The sequence below is a fragment of the Gilliamella sp. A7 genome (genome assembly GCF_002142015.1).
In the GTDB taxonomy this organism is placed as follows: Bacteria; Pseudomonadota; Gammaproteobacteria; order Enterobacterales; family Orbaceae; genus Gilliamella; species Gilliamella apis_A.
In genome coordinates, this window is the sequence record NZ_NASN01000021.1 from 1 (window position 1) to 15,399 (window position 15,399).

At 33.4% G+C, this 15,399-nt stretch carries 13 protein-coding genes; 11 read left to right on the plus strand and 2 right to left on the minus strand.

What is annotated here, in order from left to right; all coding sequences use genetic code 11:
- Window positions 1–230 precede the first annotated feature (230 nt).
- From ptrA to B6D18_RS06950, 11 genes are all read left to right on the plus strand, one after another.
- Window positions 231–3,110 (plus strand): pitrilysin, encoded by a 2,880-nt coding sequence (gene ptrA, locus B6D18_RS06900; protein WP_086363775.1) that lies wholly within the window; start codon window positions 231–233, stop codon window positions 3,108–3,110.
- Between the two features lie 100 nt (window positions 3,111–3,210).
- Window positions 3,211–4,083 carry a helix-turn-helix domain-containing protein gene (locus tag B6D18_RS06905; RefSeq protein WP_086363776.1) on the plus strand — a complete coding sequence of 291 codons (873 nt, stop codon included), beginning with the start codon at window positions 3,211–3,213 and terminating at the stop codon, window positions 4,081–4,083.
- Window positions 4,084–4,110: 27 nt separating this feature from the next.
- Window positions 4,111–5,394, plus strand: coding sequence for a 3-phosphoshikimate 1-carboxyvinyltransferase (gene aroA / locus B6D18_RS06910; RefSeq protein ID WP_086363777.1), 1,284 nt, complete (start codon window positions 4,111–4,113; stop codon window positions 5,392–5,394).
- Between the two features lies 1 nt (window position 5,395).
- Window positions 5,396–6,076, plus strand: a complete 681-nt coding sequence (cmk, locus tag B6D18_RS06915) for a (d)CMP kinase (protein WP_086363778.1) — start codon at window positions 5,396–5,398, stop codon at window positions 6,074–6,076.
- 127 nt (window positions 6,077–6,203) lie between these two features.
- Window positions 6,204–7,886 carry a 30S ribosomal protein S1 gene (rpsA, locus tag B6D18_RS06920; protein WP_086363779.1) on the plus strand — a complete coding sequence of 561 codons (1,683 nt, stop codon included), beginning with the start codon at window positions 6,204–6,206 and terminating at the stop codon, window positions 7,884–7,886.
- A gap of 99 nt (window positions 7,887–7,985) precedes the next feature.
- The gene (ihfB, locus tag B6D18_RS06925) at window positions 7,986–8,276 is read left to right on the plus strand and encodes an integration host factor subunit beta (RefSeq protein ID WP_034901983.1); all 291 of its coding nucleotides are present in this window, start codon (window positions 7,986–7,988) and stop codon (window positions 8,274–8,276) included.
- Between the two features lie 225 nt (window positions 8,277–8,501).
- Complete coding sequence (locus B6D18_RS06930; RefSeq protein WP_158092538.1) at window positions 8,502–10,787, plus strand: DNA internalization-related competence protein ComEC/Rec2; 2,286 nt, start codon at window positions 8,502–8,504, stop codon at window positions 10,785–10,787.
- A gap of 90 nt (window positions 10,788–10,877) precedes the next feature.
- Window positions 10,878–11,891, plus strand: coding sequence for a tetraacyldisaccharide 4'-kinase (gene lpxK / locus B6D18_RS06935; RefSeq protein WP_086363804.1), 1,014 nt, complete (start codon window positions 10,878–10,880; stop codon window positions 11,889–11,891).
- The gene (locus B6D18_RS06940) at window positions 11,888–12,070 is read left to right on the plus strand and encodes a Trm112 family protein (RefSeq protein ID WP_086363781.1); all 183 of its coding nucleotides are present in this window, start codon (window positions 11,888–11,890) and stop codon (window positions 12,068–12,070) included. Before lpxK ends, B6D18_RS06940 begins: the two co-directional genes overlap by 4 nt.
- Before the next feature lie 24 nt (window positions 12,071–12,094).
- The gene (gene kdsB, locus B6D18_RS06945; RefSeq protein WP_086363782.1) at window positions 12,095–12,859 is read left to right on the plus strand and encodes a 3-deoxy-manno-octulosonate cytidylyltransferase; all 765 of its coding nucleotides are present in this window, start codon (window positions 12,095–12,097) and stop codon (window positions 12,857–12,859) included.
- A gap of 3 nt (window positions 12,860–12,862) precedes the next feature.
- Complete coding sequence (locus B6D18_RS06950) at window positions 12,863–13,555, plus strand: DUF2461 domain-containing protein (protein ID WP_086363783.1); 693 nt, start codon at window positions 12,863–12,865, stop codon at window positions 13,553–13,555.
- 42 nt (window positions 13,556–13,597) lie between these two features.
- On the opposite strand, the gene B6D18_RS06955 is transcribed toward B6D18_RS06950, so the two are convergent.
- Entirely contained in the window at window positions 13,598–14,260 is a 663-nt protein-coding gene (locus tag B6D18_RS06955; RefSeq protein ID WP_144063961.1) for a MarC family NAAT transporter, read from the minus strand.
- 113 nt (window positions 14,261–14,373) lie between these two features.
- The gene (locus B6D18_RS06960; RefSeq protein ID WP_086363785.1) at window positions 14,374–15,270 is read right to left on the minus strand and encodes a DMT family transporter; all 897 of its coding nucleotides are present in this window, start codon (window positions 15,268–15,270) and stop codon (window positions 14,374–14,376) included.
- Between the last annotated feature and the right edge of the window lie 129 nt (window positions 15,271–15,399).

Here is a 15,399-nt window from a genome sequence, read left to right on the forward strand (position 1 = left end):
CGATAATGTTAGTTTAACCATATTCTATAGATAATTGCTTTTATTATTTAAATAACGGTTATCACTGTATTGCTCTCTTCTATTAATAAAGCTGTAATTAATCATACCTTCTATATACCTTTATATTCTTGAATTTTGACGATAATTTTGTATTCTAAATAATAAATTTTTTCTTTTTCATTTATATTTATATTTCGATTATACTGTCTTTTAAATTAGGCGAGAATTCTATGAATAACATGAAAACTAAAACACTATTTATTACTGCATTAACCGTTTTTACCTTTAATAGTTCATTTGCTATTGAAAATAAGCATGAACATTCTGTGTTATTAAATAAAGTTCACCAAAGCGAACGAGATGATCGTCAATATGAAGTGATTGAACTTAATAATAAAATGCGAGTTTTATTAGTTTCAGATCCAAAAGCGACTAAATCACTAGGTTCTATAGCTTTGCCAGTTGGCTCATTATATGATCCTGTGCTTCAACAAGGCTTAGCTCACTATACAGAACATATGGTGCTCATGGGATCGAAAAAGTATCCTCAGCCGTCAAGTTTTACCGAATTTTTGGCACGACATGCCGGTAACTATAATGCTACAACAAGTGGTAATCGGACTGCGTTTTTCTTTGAAGTTGAAAATGGTGTAATTAATACTGCATTAGATTATTTAGCAGATGCGATCGCTGAGCCAATTTTTGATCCTAAATTTTCTGATAAAGAACGTAATGCCGTCAATGCAGAAATGACGATGTATCGCTCAAGTGATGGTTTTCGTATTCAGCAAGTTGATTCTGAAACAATTAACCCTAATCACCCAGCAGCGCAATTTTCTGGAGGCAATTTAGAAACTTTAAGTGATAAAGACAATAGTAAATTGCAAGATGAATTAGTTAACTTTCATGATAAATACTATTCAGCTAATATTATGGTTGGGGTTATTTATAGTAATCAACCCATTGAAAAATTAGAAACTTTGGCAGAATCTACTTACGGTCAAATTCCTAATAAAAATATTGTTGTTCCACCAATTACTAAACCAGCGATTACTCAGGAGTTTACCGGTAAAGAAATTACCATGATACCAGCTCAACCTAGAAAAATGTTGTCTCTAAAATTTCCAATCGAAAATGACATCGATAAATTTATAGATAAAACCAATGAATATCTTATCTATTTAATTAGTAATAATAGTAAAAATACCTTAGCTGATCAGTTACAAAAACAAGGCTTGATTGAAGCTATTCAAGCAACTTGTGATAGTAAATATTATGGTAATAGTGGGACATTTAATATTAATGTTATTTTAACTGATGAAGGCTTGGCGCAAAAAGACAAGGTGATTGCAGCTATATTCAATTATTTACAATTAATTGAAAAACAGGGCGTTTCAGAAGCTTATTACGATGAAATAAAAAAGGTTTTTGCTTTGTCGTTTAAGTATAAAGATGTTAACCGCGATATGTCTTATGTTGAATGGTTATCAGATCAGATGCTACTTTATCCAGTTAAAAATGTATTAGATGCGGATTATGTTGCAGAACATTTGAATAAAGAAGCTATCATCACTCGAATCAAAAATTTTACTCCCGACAATGCTAGAGTGTGGTTGATTGCTCCAAATCAAAACACCGATAAAACTGCATATTTCCTCAATGCGCCTTATAAAATCGATAATATTACAGATGAATTAAAAGCAACGTGGACTAATTTAGCTAAGGATTTTTCGTTTAGTCTGCCTGAATTAAATCCTTATATTCCTGATAATTTTAGTATAACTGCACAAAATGAAGATCAGATTCAACCAGCTACATTTAGTAAACGTGGTAATCATATTCATTTTGTTAGTCGTCATTTTAGTAATGATCCTAAGGCTGTGATTGCTGTTTCTTTACGTAATAATCAGGCTTTTAAAGATGCAAAAACGTCAATTGCTTTTGAGTTACTTGATTACATAGTTAGTCGTGATTTAACTCAATTACAATTTCAAGCTGGTAATGCCGGAATGTCATTATCCACCGGTACTGATAATGGTTTAATGATAACTGCTGCTGGTTTTAATCAACATTTACCAGAAATGGTATTGGCTATTCTTAATAGTTATCGTCAAGTGGCTATTGATGAACAAAATTTAGCATTAGCTAAATCATGGTATCTGCAACGACTTGATGGAGCAGATCATTTTGAAAGTATTCGATTAGCGTCCGAGCCAGTTCTTGCATTATCTAAATTGCCTCACTATTTTGAACGAGATGAAAGACGACAAATTACAAATACTATCACTATTAGTGATGTTGAAGCTTATCGTGATAACTTGATGTCACAATCGATACCTTACATGATTAGTTTAGGTAATATTTCAAATGAAGATTCTTTGAAGCTTTATCATGCAGTGCAAAAGACATTAAAACGTGATGTTGAATTTACTCCTTTTGAGGATATAACGATTAAAACTTCGTTTACAGCGAGAATCACCCAACACGCGAAAAGTACCGATAGCGCGTTGTTAATGACTTATTTCCCAACTAATTATGATCCGACTAAAAGTCAGGTGGTTGGCTATACCTTAACTAGTATTATGTCACCATGGTTTTTTGATCAATTGCGAAGTAATGAACAATTGGGATATCTTGTAGGTATTTTCCCATTTTTTATTGGGGAATCAGTAGGGTTGGGTTTTGCTGTGCAAACTAATCAGTGGGATCCTGCTTATCTATTACAACGTTATCAAGCCTTTTACCCAACAATGTTAAATAAATTAGATGCGTTAACTGATGAAGATATTGAAGAGTATAAAAGAAGCATTATTGATGAACAGACAATGCCGCCTCAATCCTTAGATGAAGAGTTTGAACGTTTAATTTCAGATTATCGCTTATCTCGTTTTCAATTCGATTCTCGTGATAAAAAAATAGAATTACTTAAGAAAATTACTAAACAAGATTTAATTGATTTTTATAAAAATACCGTTATTGAACAAAAAGGTTTAGTAATAGCATCACAAGTGATAGGAAAAATGGAAAAAGGAGAAAAACAACCGGAAGCTATCACTGACTATACTGAATTTAAAAATGCATCATCATTACAAAATGAATTATTAAAATAAAAGACTCAAATATGCTTTTAGTCTGAAATATCATTACATTAAATTGGCATTGTATCTACCATATGGTACACTGCCAAAATCCCAATAGTTTGAGTATATTATGATTACTGGATCGATTGATTATTGTGCTATCGGACAGCGATTGCGAGCTTACCGTATCGCTGCTTCTCTCAGAGCTGAAGAGGTTGCAGAAAGTCTTAAAATCTCTAGAGCTGCGGTTTACCGTTTAGAAAAAGGCGAAATTGTTAAAATAGAAACCCTTGAACGTTTAGCCTCATTATTAGATACTTCATTTGCGAGTTTACTTGGCATTGACACAGAATACTATTCTAGTGGTGATGGTTTTTTTGAACGTATGCGTCAGTTAGAAGAACAATCTACGCACATTTATTCCCATTTTGATCCATTTTCTTTTCTATTAACTTCACCCGATTATCTTGCCCATTTAGGCATGATGTTAAATGAGTCGAATGAATCCATTGCAGCGCAACGATATGCAACATCAATATCGATTTTAAATGAGCGTAAGACACAGTTTTATCAATCTGTACCAAAAGTGATTAATCTAATCAGTTTGCGTAATGTTGAGCGATTTTTGCATATCGGTTTGGTTGGCAATTTAACCATTTCTCCAGGCAAGAAATCTGAAAGAATGTTGTTGGCTCGTAAAGAAATTTATCATTTGATCAAATTGATAGAAGATCAAGCTTATGCACCAACAATTGCGATTACGGAACAAGCTATCCCATCCATCGCTTTTCAAATATTTTATCAAAATGAAGAGGCGTTAGCATTGGCAATGAGTCCTTTTCGATTAGGTGAACTACCTAATATAACCACAGGGATAGCCTCAATAACATCTTCAGAAGATGCAATTAAACGTTATCGCCATTTATTTGATAAATTATGGCAAAATAGTGCGAAAGATCATAAAGCAATCGATCTATTAAAAACCACCTTAGAAAATTTTTAAAGAATATTAAAATTACTAAAGAGAGTCATTATGTTATCTTTAACATTACAACCGATAAAAAAATTTAGTGGTACCATTAATTTACCTGGTTCTAAAAGTGTATCAAATCGTGCACTATTATTATCTGCACTTAGTCAAGGTAAAACAAGATTAACTAATTTACTTGATAGTGATGATGTTCGCTATATGCTTGACGCTTTAAAAGCGTTGAACATCAAATATCATCTGTCAGATGACCGAACAATTTGTGATATAGAAGGGGTAGGAGGTAAATTACATTCTTCTCATCCATTAGAACTATTTTTAGGAAATGCCGGGACTGCTATGCGTCCTTTAGCTGCAGCACTTTGTTTAGCCGATAATAATATTGTATTAACGGGTGAACCTCGTATGAAAGAACGTCCAATTGGTCATTTGGTGGATGCATTACGTCAAGGTGGCGCTAAAATTGATTATCTTGAAACTGAGGGTTATCCGCCACTCCATATCCATGGAGGTTTTACTGGAGGTAAGATTGCTGTAAATGGCTCGGTATCAAGTCAATTCTTAACAGCACTATTGATGGCAGCCCCTTTAGCTAACAATGATACTGAAATTACTATTATCGGTGATCTAGTTTCTAAACCATATATTGATATTACAATAAAAATGATGGCAATGTTTGGTGTATCGGTCATCAATAATCAATATCAGACATTTATTATTAAAGCTAATCAAACTTATCAATCACCTGGTAGTTATTTGGTAGAAGGTGATGCATCTTCAGCATCCTATTTCTTAGCGGCAGCAGCAATTAAAGGTGGCACTGTTCGTGTTACTGGAGTTGGTAAAAAAAGTTTACAAGGAGATACTCAATTTGCCCATGTGCTTGAAAAAATGGGTGCCAAAATAACTTGGGCTGATGATTATATTGAGTGTACTCACGGTGAATTAAATGGTGTCGATATGGATATGAATCATATTCCTGATGCAGCGATGACAATTGCAACAACTGCACTCTTTGCTGATGGAACAACGACAATTCGAAATATTTACAATTGGCGAGTAAAAGAGACCGATCGCTTATCGGCTATGGCCAACGAATTACGTAAAGTTGGTGCTACTGTTGAAGAAGGAGAGGATTATATTACTATAACTCCTCCTGCAAAACTCAATCATGCAGAAATAAAAACTTATAATGATCATCGTATGGCAATGTGTTTCTCATTAGTTGCACTTTCTGATACGCCGGTAACTATTTTAGATCCGAAGTGTACAATGAAAACATTCCCTGATTATTTTGAACAATTTAAACGATTAAGCGAAATATAACATGACAAAAAATATTCCTGTTATTGCTGTTGATGGGCCAAGTGGTGTAGGTAAGGGTACATTATGTCAAGCGTTAGCAAATCACTTCAACTGGCACCTTTTAGATTCAGGTGCTATTTATCGTGTGCTAGCGCTATCGGCGTTAAAGAAAAATATTGCTCTTGATGATATTAATCAGCTGACAAAGCTTGCATTAGATTTGCCATTAACATTTGATAGCAGTCATGATGATGTGAAAGTATTGTTGGCTGGAGTTGATGTTTCAAAAGATATTCGTACCGAACAAACCGGTGGTGTAGCTTCAAAAGTAGCAGCAATAAATGAAGTAAGAACAGCTTTATTACAGCGTCAACGTGATTTTCGACAATTGCCTGGATTGATTGCCGATGGCCGTGATATGGGCACAGTCGTATTTACCGATGCCCCTGTAAAAATATTTCTTGATGCTAGCCCTCAATCAAGAGCAGAAAGAAGAATGAAACAGTTGCAAGATAAACAAATTCATGCTAAATTCCACGAAATTTTGCAGGAGATAACTGCGCGTGATGAGCGAGATCGAAATCGAGTGGTTGCGCCATTAAAGCCTGCGGTTGACGCACTAATAATTGATACTACATCTCTCTCTATTGAAGATGTTTTTAATCAAGCTATTATGTATATAAAAGAAAAACTTGTGCTATAGGTTTATATTGTATGTAAACTTATAGCGTGAACGAAGCTCCATTACAAGGATGTAAGTGGAGTATCATAAACAACCCCACAAGACAGGATGTAATGTGGACGTTAATATTAATTTAAGTATATAAAATATGACTGAATCTTTTGCTCAACTCTTTGAAGAGTCTTTAAATCAACTAGACACTCGTTCTGGTAATATGATCCGTGGTACTGTCGTTGCAATCGACAAAGATGTTGTTTTAGTTGATGCTGGTTTAAAATCTGAATCAGCAATTCCAGTAGAGCAGTTTAAAAATGCCCAAGGTGAATTAGAAGTTCAAGTTGGCGATGTTGTTGACGTTGTTCTTGATTCTATTGAAGATGGCTTTGGTGAAACAATCTTATCTCGTGAAAAAGCTAAACGTCATGAAGCATGGCTAACATTAGAAAAAGCAGTTGAAGATGCTGCAACAGTTTTAGGTGTTATCAATGGTAAAGTTAAAGGTGGCTTTACGGTTGATCTTAATGGCGTTCGTGCGTTCCTACCTGGTTCGCTTGTTGATGTTCGTCCATTACGCGATACTTCTCATATTGAAAATAGAGAGATCGAATTAAAAGTTATTAAATTAGATCAAAAACGCAACAACGTAGTTGTTTCACGTCGTGCAGTAATTGAATCTGAAAATAGTGCAGAAAGAGAACAACTTCTTGAAAATCTACAAGAAGGTTCTGAAGTTAAAGGTATTATCAAAAATCTTACTGATTACGGTGCATTCGTTGATCTTGGTGGGGTTGATGGTTTACTACATATCACTGATATGGCTTGGAAACGTGTTAAACATCCAAGTGAAGTGGTTGAAGTTGGTCAAGAATTACTTGTTAAAGTTCTTAAATTCGATAAAGACCGTTCACGCGTTTCTCTTGGCTTAAAACAATTAGGCGAAGATCCATGGGTTTCAATTGCTAAACGTTACCCAGAAGGTACTAAAGTAACTGGTAAAGTAACTAACTTAACTGATTACGGTTGTTTCGTTGAAATCGAAACTGGTGTTGAAGGTTTAGTTCACGTTTCTGAAATGGATTGGACTAACAAAAACATTCACCCATCTAAAGTTGTTAGCTTAGGTGATGAAGTTGAAGTTGTAGTTCTTGAAATTGATGAAGAACGTCGTCGTATTTCTCTTGGTCTTAAACAATGTAAACCAAATCCATGGTTACAATTTGCTGAATCACACAATAAAGGTGATAAAGTTAGTGGTAAGATCAAATCAATTACCGATTTCGGTATCTTCATCGGCTTAGATGGTGGTATTGATGGTCTAGTTCATCTTTCTGATATTTCTTGGAATATGCCAGGTGAAGAAGCTGTTAAAGCTTATAAGAAAGGTGATGATATTGAAGCCGTTGTTCTACAAGTTGATGCTGACCGTGAACGTATTTCATTAGGTATCAAACAACTTGAAGACGATCCATTCAGCAGCTTTGCATCTAACTTTAAAAAAGGATCAATTGTTAAAGGTAAGGTTACCGCAGTTGATGCTAAAGGTGCAACAGTTGAGATTGCTGACGGTATCGAAGGTTACTTAAAAGCACAAGATATTGCTCGTGAACGTATTGAAGATGCAACTACTGCATTAAATGTTGGTGACGAAGTTGAAGCGAAAATCGTGAATATCGATCGTAAAACTCGCGCGATTTCATTATCTGTACGTGCTAAAGATGAAGCTGATGAAAAAGAAGCATTAGCAGCTGTAAATAATACTGCAACTCAAGAAGATGCATCATTTACTAATGCAATGGCTGAAGCATTCAAAGCAGCGTCAAAAACTGAGTAAAAAATATTTATTCAAAGAGTAAAGAGGGCTTGCCCTCTTTTTCTTTTGTGGTATAAAATGAGTAAAATATATACCACATAAAATAAATTAGGAGTGACCATGAACAGATCCGATTTAGCAGAAAGAATAGTCAACTGGCGGGCACACCTTCCTGTGCAACTTGTTGATGATGCTGTTAGAGACATTATTGAACAAATTGCGTTAGCGATGGAGAGTAATGATCGCGTTGAAATTCGCGGTTTTGGTAGTTTCAGTCTTAACTATCGTGCACCTCGTAAAGCTAGAAACCCTAGAACAGGAGGAAATGTTGAGGTTAAACACAAATATATTCCTCACTTTAAACCAGGGAAAGAGTTACGTGAACGAGTAAATAATGCTGCTAAAGCATAATTTCAATTCAATTATTAATAAAAAAGCTTTTGAGTAAAACCAAAGGCTTTTTTTTTAATTAGATGAATGATTCAGAATAGAGAAAGAAATAGTAATCTTTAAATTGGAATGTAGCTCTAAAATTAAATATAAAATAATTCGTGGAAAGTTAGAACATATTAAATTGATTATTTAAACAATATTAATATGTAGAAATTGATGCGGCATTACGGTTCAATAGATTTAATGGCAATTGTATTTTCCTTAGGATGTGTGCCATTAATGTTTTTGCCATCATTGCCATCTGAAACAAGTTGGCTTGTTTTGGCTGTAGTATTCATTGTTATTATTTTAGTATGTCCAATACGACGTCATTACTATATTTGTTTAATTGCTGTGTTTACATTAAGCTTTCTCTGGTCTACAGCAAATGCAAAACAATACATAAGGTTAATTGAACCATATATTGACCAGACATTAATCGTTACTGCAAAAGTTGAAACTATTAATACTCAAATCTACTCCCAAAAACAAACAAATCCATATTATGCTAAATTTTCCATTCTAAAAATTTCAGATCAGATTTTATCATCACCAATACCTGTTGATATCTATTGGCAACAATCAGACTTTATTAAAGCAGGTCAAATTTGGCAATTAACCATAAAAACTAAAGTAACGCATAGTTATTTAAATGAAGGATCATTTGATAAACAACGTTTTGCTATTGCTAATCATGCTTTGTTAAAGGCTAAAGTTATTAAATCAGATTTGCTCGAAAATAAGTTTAATATTCGACAAAGTATTGCTGATAAATGTTTAGCTTATATTAATCTGTTTAGCTATCGAGGAATTTTATTAGCATTAGGATTTGGTGACCGTTCACAGATTTCTGATCATAATCGTTTAACTATGATGCAAACCGGTGTTGCTCATTTAATGGCAATTTCAGGAATGCATATTCTGTTAGTATTCTACGTTAGTTGTTTTTTGTTAAAAGGTTTAGTATTTTTTTTACCACAACGCTATAGCAATTTATTGTTACCTATATTATTTGGTTGGTTAATAACGTTGTGTTATACCTGGTTAACTGGTTTTAATCCTCCAGCATTACGTGCTATTTTAGCTTTATCAATTTGGATATATTTGCGTTATAAAAATAATCACATCAGTGCATGGCAGAAAATTAACCGTATTATAGCGTTATTATTAATTTTTGATCCGCTAATGATATTATCTGAAAGTTTTTGGATGTCCTGTTATGCTGTGGTTAGTTTGATTTTTTTGTTTGAATGGTTGCCACTAGCTAGCACGTTAAAAAATAAAAAGCGATGGTATTTTATTAGATTATTACATTTACAATTTGGTTTAACATTATTATTGCTTCCTATCCAATTATTTATTTTTCATGGTATAAGTGTTGTTGCGTTGTTAACTAACTTAATTGCAATTCCTATTGTTTCGCTAATCACTTTTCCTGCTATTTTATTGGCATTATTATTTAGTTTAATGGACTGTTTTTATCTTGCTTTATGGTTATGGTTTGTTGCGCAAATTTCACTAGAATGGCTTTTTTGTTGCTTAGAATATTTAAATATTTTATGGCTAAATATACCGGCGGATTTTTATTTGTTTAGTGGAATTGGTTGGATAACTATAATCATTATTCGGGTAGAATTTTGGCGGCGTTTTAGCTTTACTATTGTGATTGTTATAATGATGTTATTTTCACCAATTTATAAACAACCCGATTATCTATGGCGAATGGATATGTTGGATGTTGGACATGGATTGGCGATTGTGATTCATAATGGTAAATCAGCTATTTTGTATGATACTGGCGCAAAATGGGAAAATAGTTCAGCTGCAGAGCAGGTGATTATTCCTTTTTTACAATGGCATAATCTTAATGTTGAAGGTATTATTATTAGTCATAGTCATAACGATCATATTGGTGGCTTAAGCTATTTGCAACAACATTATCCTAATGCATGGTTAATGAGTTCATCTACTAGTTTGAGTAATGATTATAATTGTCTAGCTGATCATAATTTTTATTGGCAACATTTACGTTTTAATGTGTTATGGCCGACCAAATTAGTGAGTAATCCTAATAACGGTGATTCATGTGTAATTCAAATTACTGATGGTCAATTTTCAGTGTTATTGACTGGCGATCTTGAACGTAAACAAGAATACGAGTTAGTGCTTAAATATAAACTTAATCTCTCTTCAGCCATTCTACAAACTCCTCATCATGGAAGTACAACTTCATCAAGTTATCCATTCTTAAATTATGTTAATCCTCTTAATGCATTAACTTCTACATCACGTTATAACCCATGGAGACTGCCTTCCAATAAGATAACTAATCGTTATAACTTGCTAAATATTAAGTATTATATAACAGGTAAGGAAGGACAGATTAGTCTATTTTTTTATCCAACATTTTGGCAACAAAAGACTATGCGAAAAGATATCAATCCAAGATGGTATCATGATTGGTTTGGTAGTTTATCATTTTATGAGTAAAATAGAATTATTGTTAGTATGGTACATAAATTATATATTTATGCGCCATATAAAAATAAAATTATTGGAACTAGCGAGCATAATAAAGTTATGATTGAGAAACTATGGTATGGCAACAATAAATCATTTTGGTTATTGTTACCATTTTCATTATTGTATGGATGCATTAGCTTCATTCGTCGTCAATTATACAAGTTTGGCATATTCAAAGCATGGCAATCTCCAGTTCCCATTATTGTCATTGGTAATTTATCTGCCGGCGGTAATGGTAAAACACCTCTGGCAATCAGTTTAATTGAAGCTTTGAAAGCTAAAGGATTGAAGGTTGGGTTAGTCTCTCGTGGTTATGGTGGAAAATCCGACCATTATCCGTTAATCATAGATGAACATACTAGTACTGAACAAGCAGGCGACGAACCAATTTTAATTTATCAAAGAACTCAAATACCAATTGCGGTCGCACCTAAGCGAGTTGAGGCAGTTAAAGAATTATTAAAATCATATCAATTAGATGTTATTTTAACAGATGATGGTTTACAGCATTATGCATTAGCTCGTGATATCGAGATCGTAGTCGTTGATGGTAAACGACTATTCGGAAATGGTTGGTGGATCCCTGCGGGGCCAATGAGAGAAAGAAAAAATCGATTGAAATCAGTTGATTTAATTATAATAAATGGTGACAGTTCAGGAAATCTGTTAAGTCAATATCCAGATAAAACTTATACTATGCAATTAATCCCTAGTTATGCGGTAAATCTACTAACCAATGAAAAATGCCAATTATTGGCATTGCATCATATTTGTGCCATTGCCGGTATCAGTAATCCAAAGCGATTCTTTGATATGTTAAATAAAATGAATGCGGATTTATTACATACTGAATCTTTTGCTGATCACCAAAATTTTAATCTGCCATTATTAGAGAAAATTGCTGCAGATAATCAAACACTTCTAATGACCGAAAAAGATGCAGTGAAATGTCGGCAATTTGCATTATCTAATTGGTGGTATTTACCTATTGATGCTACGATACCCGATCAGTCTATTGAAAAGATTTATTCACTATTTGTAGAAAAAAAATTACAAAGAGAAAAAAGATGAAACAATTGTTATTAAGCGCTATTGCTTGTCCTAAATGCCATGGACAATTAGAATACGATAAACAACATCAACAATTAGTTTGCCAAAATGATAGGCTAGTTTACGCAATAAAAGAAGGGATACCAGTATTATTAGCAAGCGAAGCAAATTCATTAGATCAATCGAATTGTGATAAATAATAATTAAAGTTTTGAGGTAATTTTATGAGTTTTACTGTAATTATTCCTGCTAGATATGCTTCAAGCCGTTTACCGGGAAAACCCCTTGCTGATATTCATGGCAAACCGATGATAATTCGAGTTATGGAACAAGCACAAAAGTCATCGGCTAGCCGAGTCATTATTGCAACCGATAACCAACAAGTTTTTGATGTAGTGCAAAGCTATGGTGGTGAGGTCGTTTTAACGAGTGATAAGCATAACTCAGGAACCGAACGTTTAGCTGAAGTCATTAATACTTTTCAACTGGCTGATGATGAAGTCATTGTAAACGTCCAAGGCGATGAACCATTAATTCCACCGATTATTATTGATCAAGTTGCTGATAATTTAGTGAAATACAAAACAGGAATGGCAACTTTAGCTGTGCCGATTGCTTCCGTTGAAGAAGCGTTCAATCCAGGTGCAGTAAAAGTGGTTATGGATAAAGATGGCTATGCACTTTATTTTTCTCGGGCGACTATTCCATGGGAGCGTGATCGTTTTGCTAAATTGAGTGAACAAAATAAACTTGATTCGATTGGTGATTTTTACCTACGTCATATTGGTATTTATGCATATCGTGCTGGTTTTATTCGTCAATATATTCAATGGTCACCTTCTGCTTTAGAACAGATAGAAATGTTAGAACAATTAAGAGTTCTTTGGTATGGTGAGAAAATACATGTAGCAGTAGCCAAACAAGCTCCGGCTATTGGGGTGGATACCCAAGAGGACTTAGATAAAGTTAGAGCATTATATCAGGAGTAAAATATGGCAAATTTTACTGGTTTTACTCAAGAAGGGTTAAATTTTTTACAAGATGCTTGGATTAACAATAGTAGAGTTTGGTTTGAAGAGCATAGATCAATTTATGAGAATGATTTGATCAAACCTTTTCGATTATTGGTTGAGCAACTAACACCAACCATGCTTAAAATTGATGAATGGTTTGAAACACGTCCAGCTATAGGTAAAACAATTTCACGAATTCATCGTGATACGCGATTCTCTAAAGATAAGTCATTATACCGTAGTCGTTTATGGTTGACATTTAAACGCCCTAATCGTGATTGGAAAGAAGCTCCAGCCTATTTTTTTGAAATTGGTCCAGATAGCTATAGATATGGTTTAGGTTATTATTGTGCTTCAAAACCTACTATGGATATCTTTAGAGAAGAAATATTAAATGACCCCTCTAAATTTTTGGCGGTAGTTAATTGTGTTAAAAAACCATTTGAATTAGTAGGGGAAATGTATAAAAGACCATTAATCAAAGATCAAGATGAAAAATTATCGACATGGTACAATCGTAAGAATATTGCTGTAATGGTAACCAATAATCATATTGAAGATGTTCTAAATGGTGATTTACCGAATAAACTTGCTAAAGGTTTTAAACAACTTTTACCTCTATATGATTATTTGATGCGAGTAGAAATGATAAAAAATATCCCAAATCTCTAGTTAATCAATACGATAAAAAATTATAATAAAAAAATATTTTTTTCAAAAATTTGGGAAGTTTAATATTAATTCTTTAACACCATTTATAATAAATTGTGTACCAACACAGACCAGTAAAAAGCCCATTATTCTTGATGTGGCTTCTATACCACTTTTACCCATAAAGCGCATTATACTACCAGCACTACGCATACAGAACCATAAAATAATACATAATAATAAAGGGACAAGTATTGATGAAGTATAAACAACCCAAGTCGATACATTATATCCACCACTTTTTACAGTGGAAGCCATACTGATTATCATAGCAATTGTTCCCGGTCCAGCAGTACTTGGCATTGCAAGTGGAACAAAAGCGATGTTATTGGAAACTTCTTTCTTTTTTGCATCCGCTTCTAATGTTTTATGCGAGGGTTGTTGAGGAAAAAGCATTCTAAAACCGATAATGCCAACAATCATGCCACCAGCGATACGTAAACCAGGGATAGATATACCGAATGTGCTCATGACCAATTGTCCACAATAAAATGAAACAATCATGATGATGAAAACATAAATACAAGTCATTTTTGACTGGTAATTACGTTCCTCATTGGTCATATCGCCAGATAGACCTAATAGCAGTACAACGGTAGTTAATGGGTTAGTTAATGGAATAAACAGAATTAAACCAAAACCGATTGTTTGTATAAGTTCCAACATAACTTCAATCTAAATCGTAATAAAAGTTCTAATTAAGTATAGATGAAATATATAAAAAAGAAACATTAACTATTAGGTGAAAACTAAATAAATATTAGCGCAGTACTGATTAGTTACGTATCTTTATCTGAAGCTTTCATTTTAAATAATGGTGCTTTTAAGTTTTGTGCCAATATTACGCCGATAAATGACATACCACCACCAATTAAATGGTAACTACACAGTGTTTCATGCAAAAATAGTATTGAGATTATTGCAGTGATAACCGGTGTTAAATTTAAGAAAAGGGCGGTTTTATTTGCACCTAATTTTTTTATAGCTATAATCCAAACAAATGGTGCAATAATAGAAGCTGGTATACCCGCATAAAGAACAAGCCAAACATTGTCAGAATTTACAGTTAAATTGTTACTCATTAAAAAGCCTGGCAATAACATTAATGTACCAAACAAAATTTGAACATAAACAGAGTGCCAATTTGTGATTTTCATTGTCCATTTTTTTGTTAATACCCCATAAAGCGCATAAGAAAAGGCTGCCATTAACATTAAAATTTCACCTTGACCAATTCCAAGTTCAAGAAGTCTAATTGGTTCACCACCACTAATCAGCCAGATTAATCCAATAAAAGATAAAATACTGCCAATTAGCACACCTTGAGTTGGTGGTGTTTTTAAAATGAATATGCTTAATAGGATAGTTAACAAAGGAATAATGGACATAATGATCCCCATTGTTAACACACTAATTGTTGCCGCGGCATAATAAGCAAGGCATTGATATAAAGCCATACCTAATAAACTAAGTACCATTAATTTAAGAGCTTGAGGATAGATTTGCTGTAAGTTCTTAATAATCCCTTTTAGAAAAAATGGGGTTAATAGAATAAGCGCTAAAAACCAACGGTAGAAAGATATAACCTCAGGTTCAATTGCGCCGACAGATAATTTATTGACAACTTGATTGCCAGCCCAAATAAATACTGCCATCAATGGGTATAAATAAGCCATATATTTTCTTATGTAAATAATAGTAAAAGTTATTTGATGTAGTTTAACTTGTCTTAATTTATAAATATCACTAAAATCAGACAAAAAAAGCTAATATAAGACAATATTTATATTATTTAATTACCATGA

Bases quoted from the DNA above. Each gene is read 5' to 3' on its own strand.
- B6D18_RS06960 (WP_086363785.1), bottom strand. From the start codon at position 15,270: ATGGCTTATTTATACCCATTGATGGCAGTATTTATTTGGGCTGGCAAT.
- kdsB (WP_086363782.1), top strand. From the start codon at position 12,095: ATGAGTTTTACTGTAATTATTCCTGCTAGATATGCTTCAAGCCGTTTA.
- B6D18_RS06940 (WP_086363781.1), top strand. From the start codon at position 11,888: ATGAAACAATTGTTATTAAGCGCTATTGCTTGTCCTAAATGCCATGGA.
- ihfB (WP_034901983.1), top strand. From the start codon at position 7,986: ATGAACAGATCCGATTTAGCAGAAAGAATAGTCAACTGGCGGGCACAC.
- cmk (WP_086363778.1), top strand. From the start codon at position 5,396: ATGACAAAAAATATTCCTGTTATTGCTGTTGATGGGCCAAGTGGTGTA.
- ptrA (WP_086363775.1), top strand. From the start codon at position 231: ATGAATAACATGAAAACTAAAACACTATTTATTACTGCATTAACCGTT.
- B6D18_RS06955 (WP_144063961.1), bottom strand. From the start codon at position 14,260: ATGTTGGAACTTATACAAACAATCGGTTTTGGTTTAATTCTGTTTATT.
- B6D18_RS06930 (WP_158092538.1), top strand. From the start codon at position 8,502: ATGGCAATTGTATTTTCCTTAGGATGTGTGCCATTAATGTTTTTGCCA.
- rpsA (WP_086363779.1), top strand. From the start codon at position 6,204: ATGACTGAATCTTTTGCTCAACTCTTTGAAGAGTCTTTAAATCAACTA.
- B6D18_RS06905 (WP_086363776.1), top strand. From the start codon at position 3,211: ATGATTACTGGATCGATTGATTATTGTGCTATCGGACAGCGATTGCGA.
- B6D18_RS06950 (WP_086363783.1), top strand. From the start codon at position 12,863: ATGGCAAATTTTACTGGTTTTACTCAAGAAGGGTTAAATTTTTTACAA.
- lpxK (WP_086363804.1), top strand. From the start codon at position 10,878: ATGATTGAGAAACTATGGTATGGCAACAATAAATCATTTTGGTTATTG.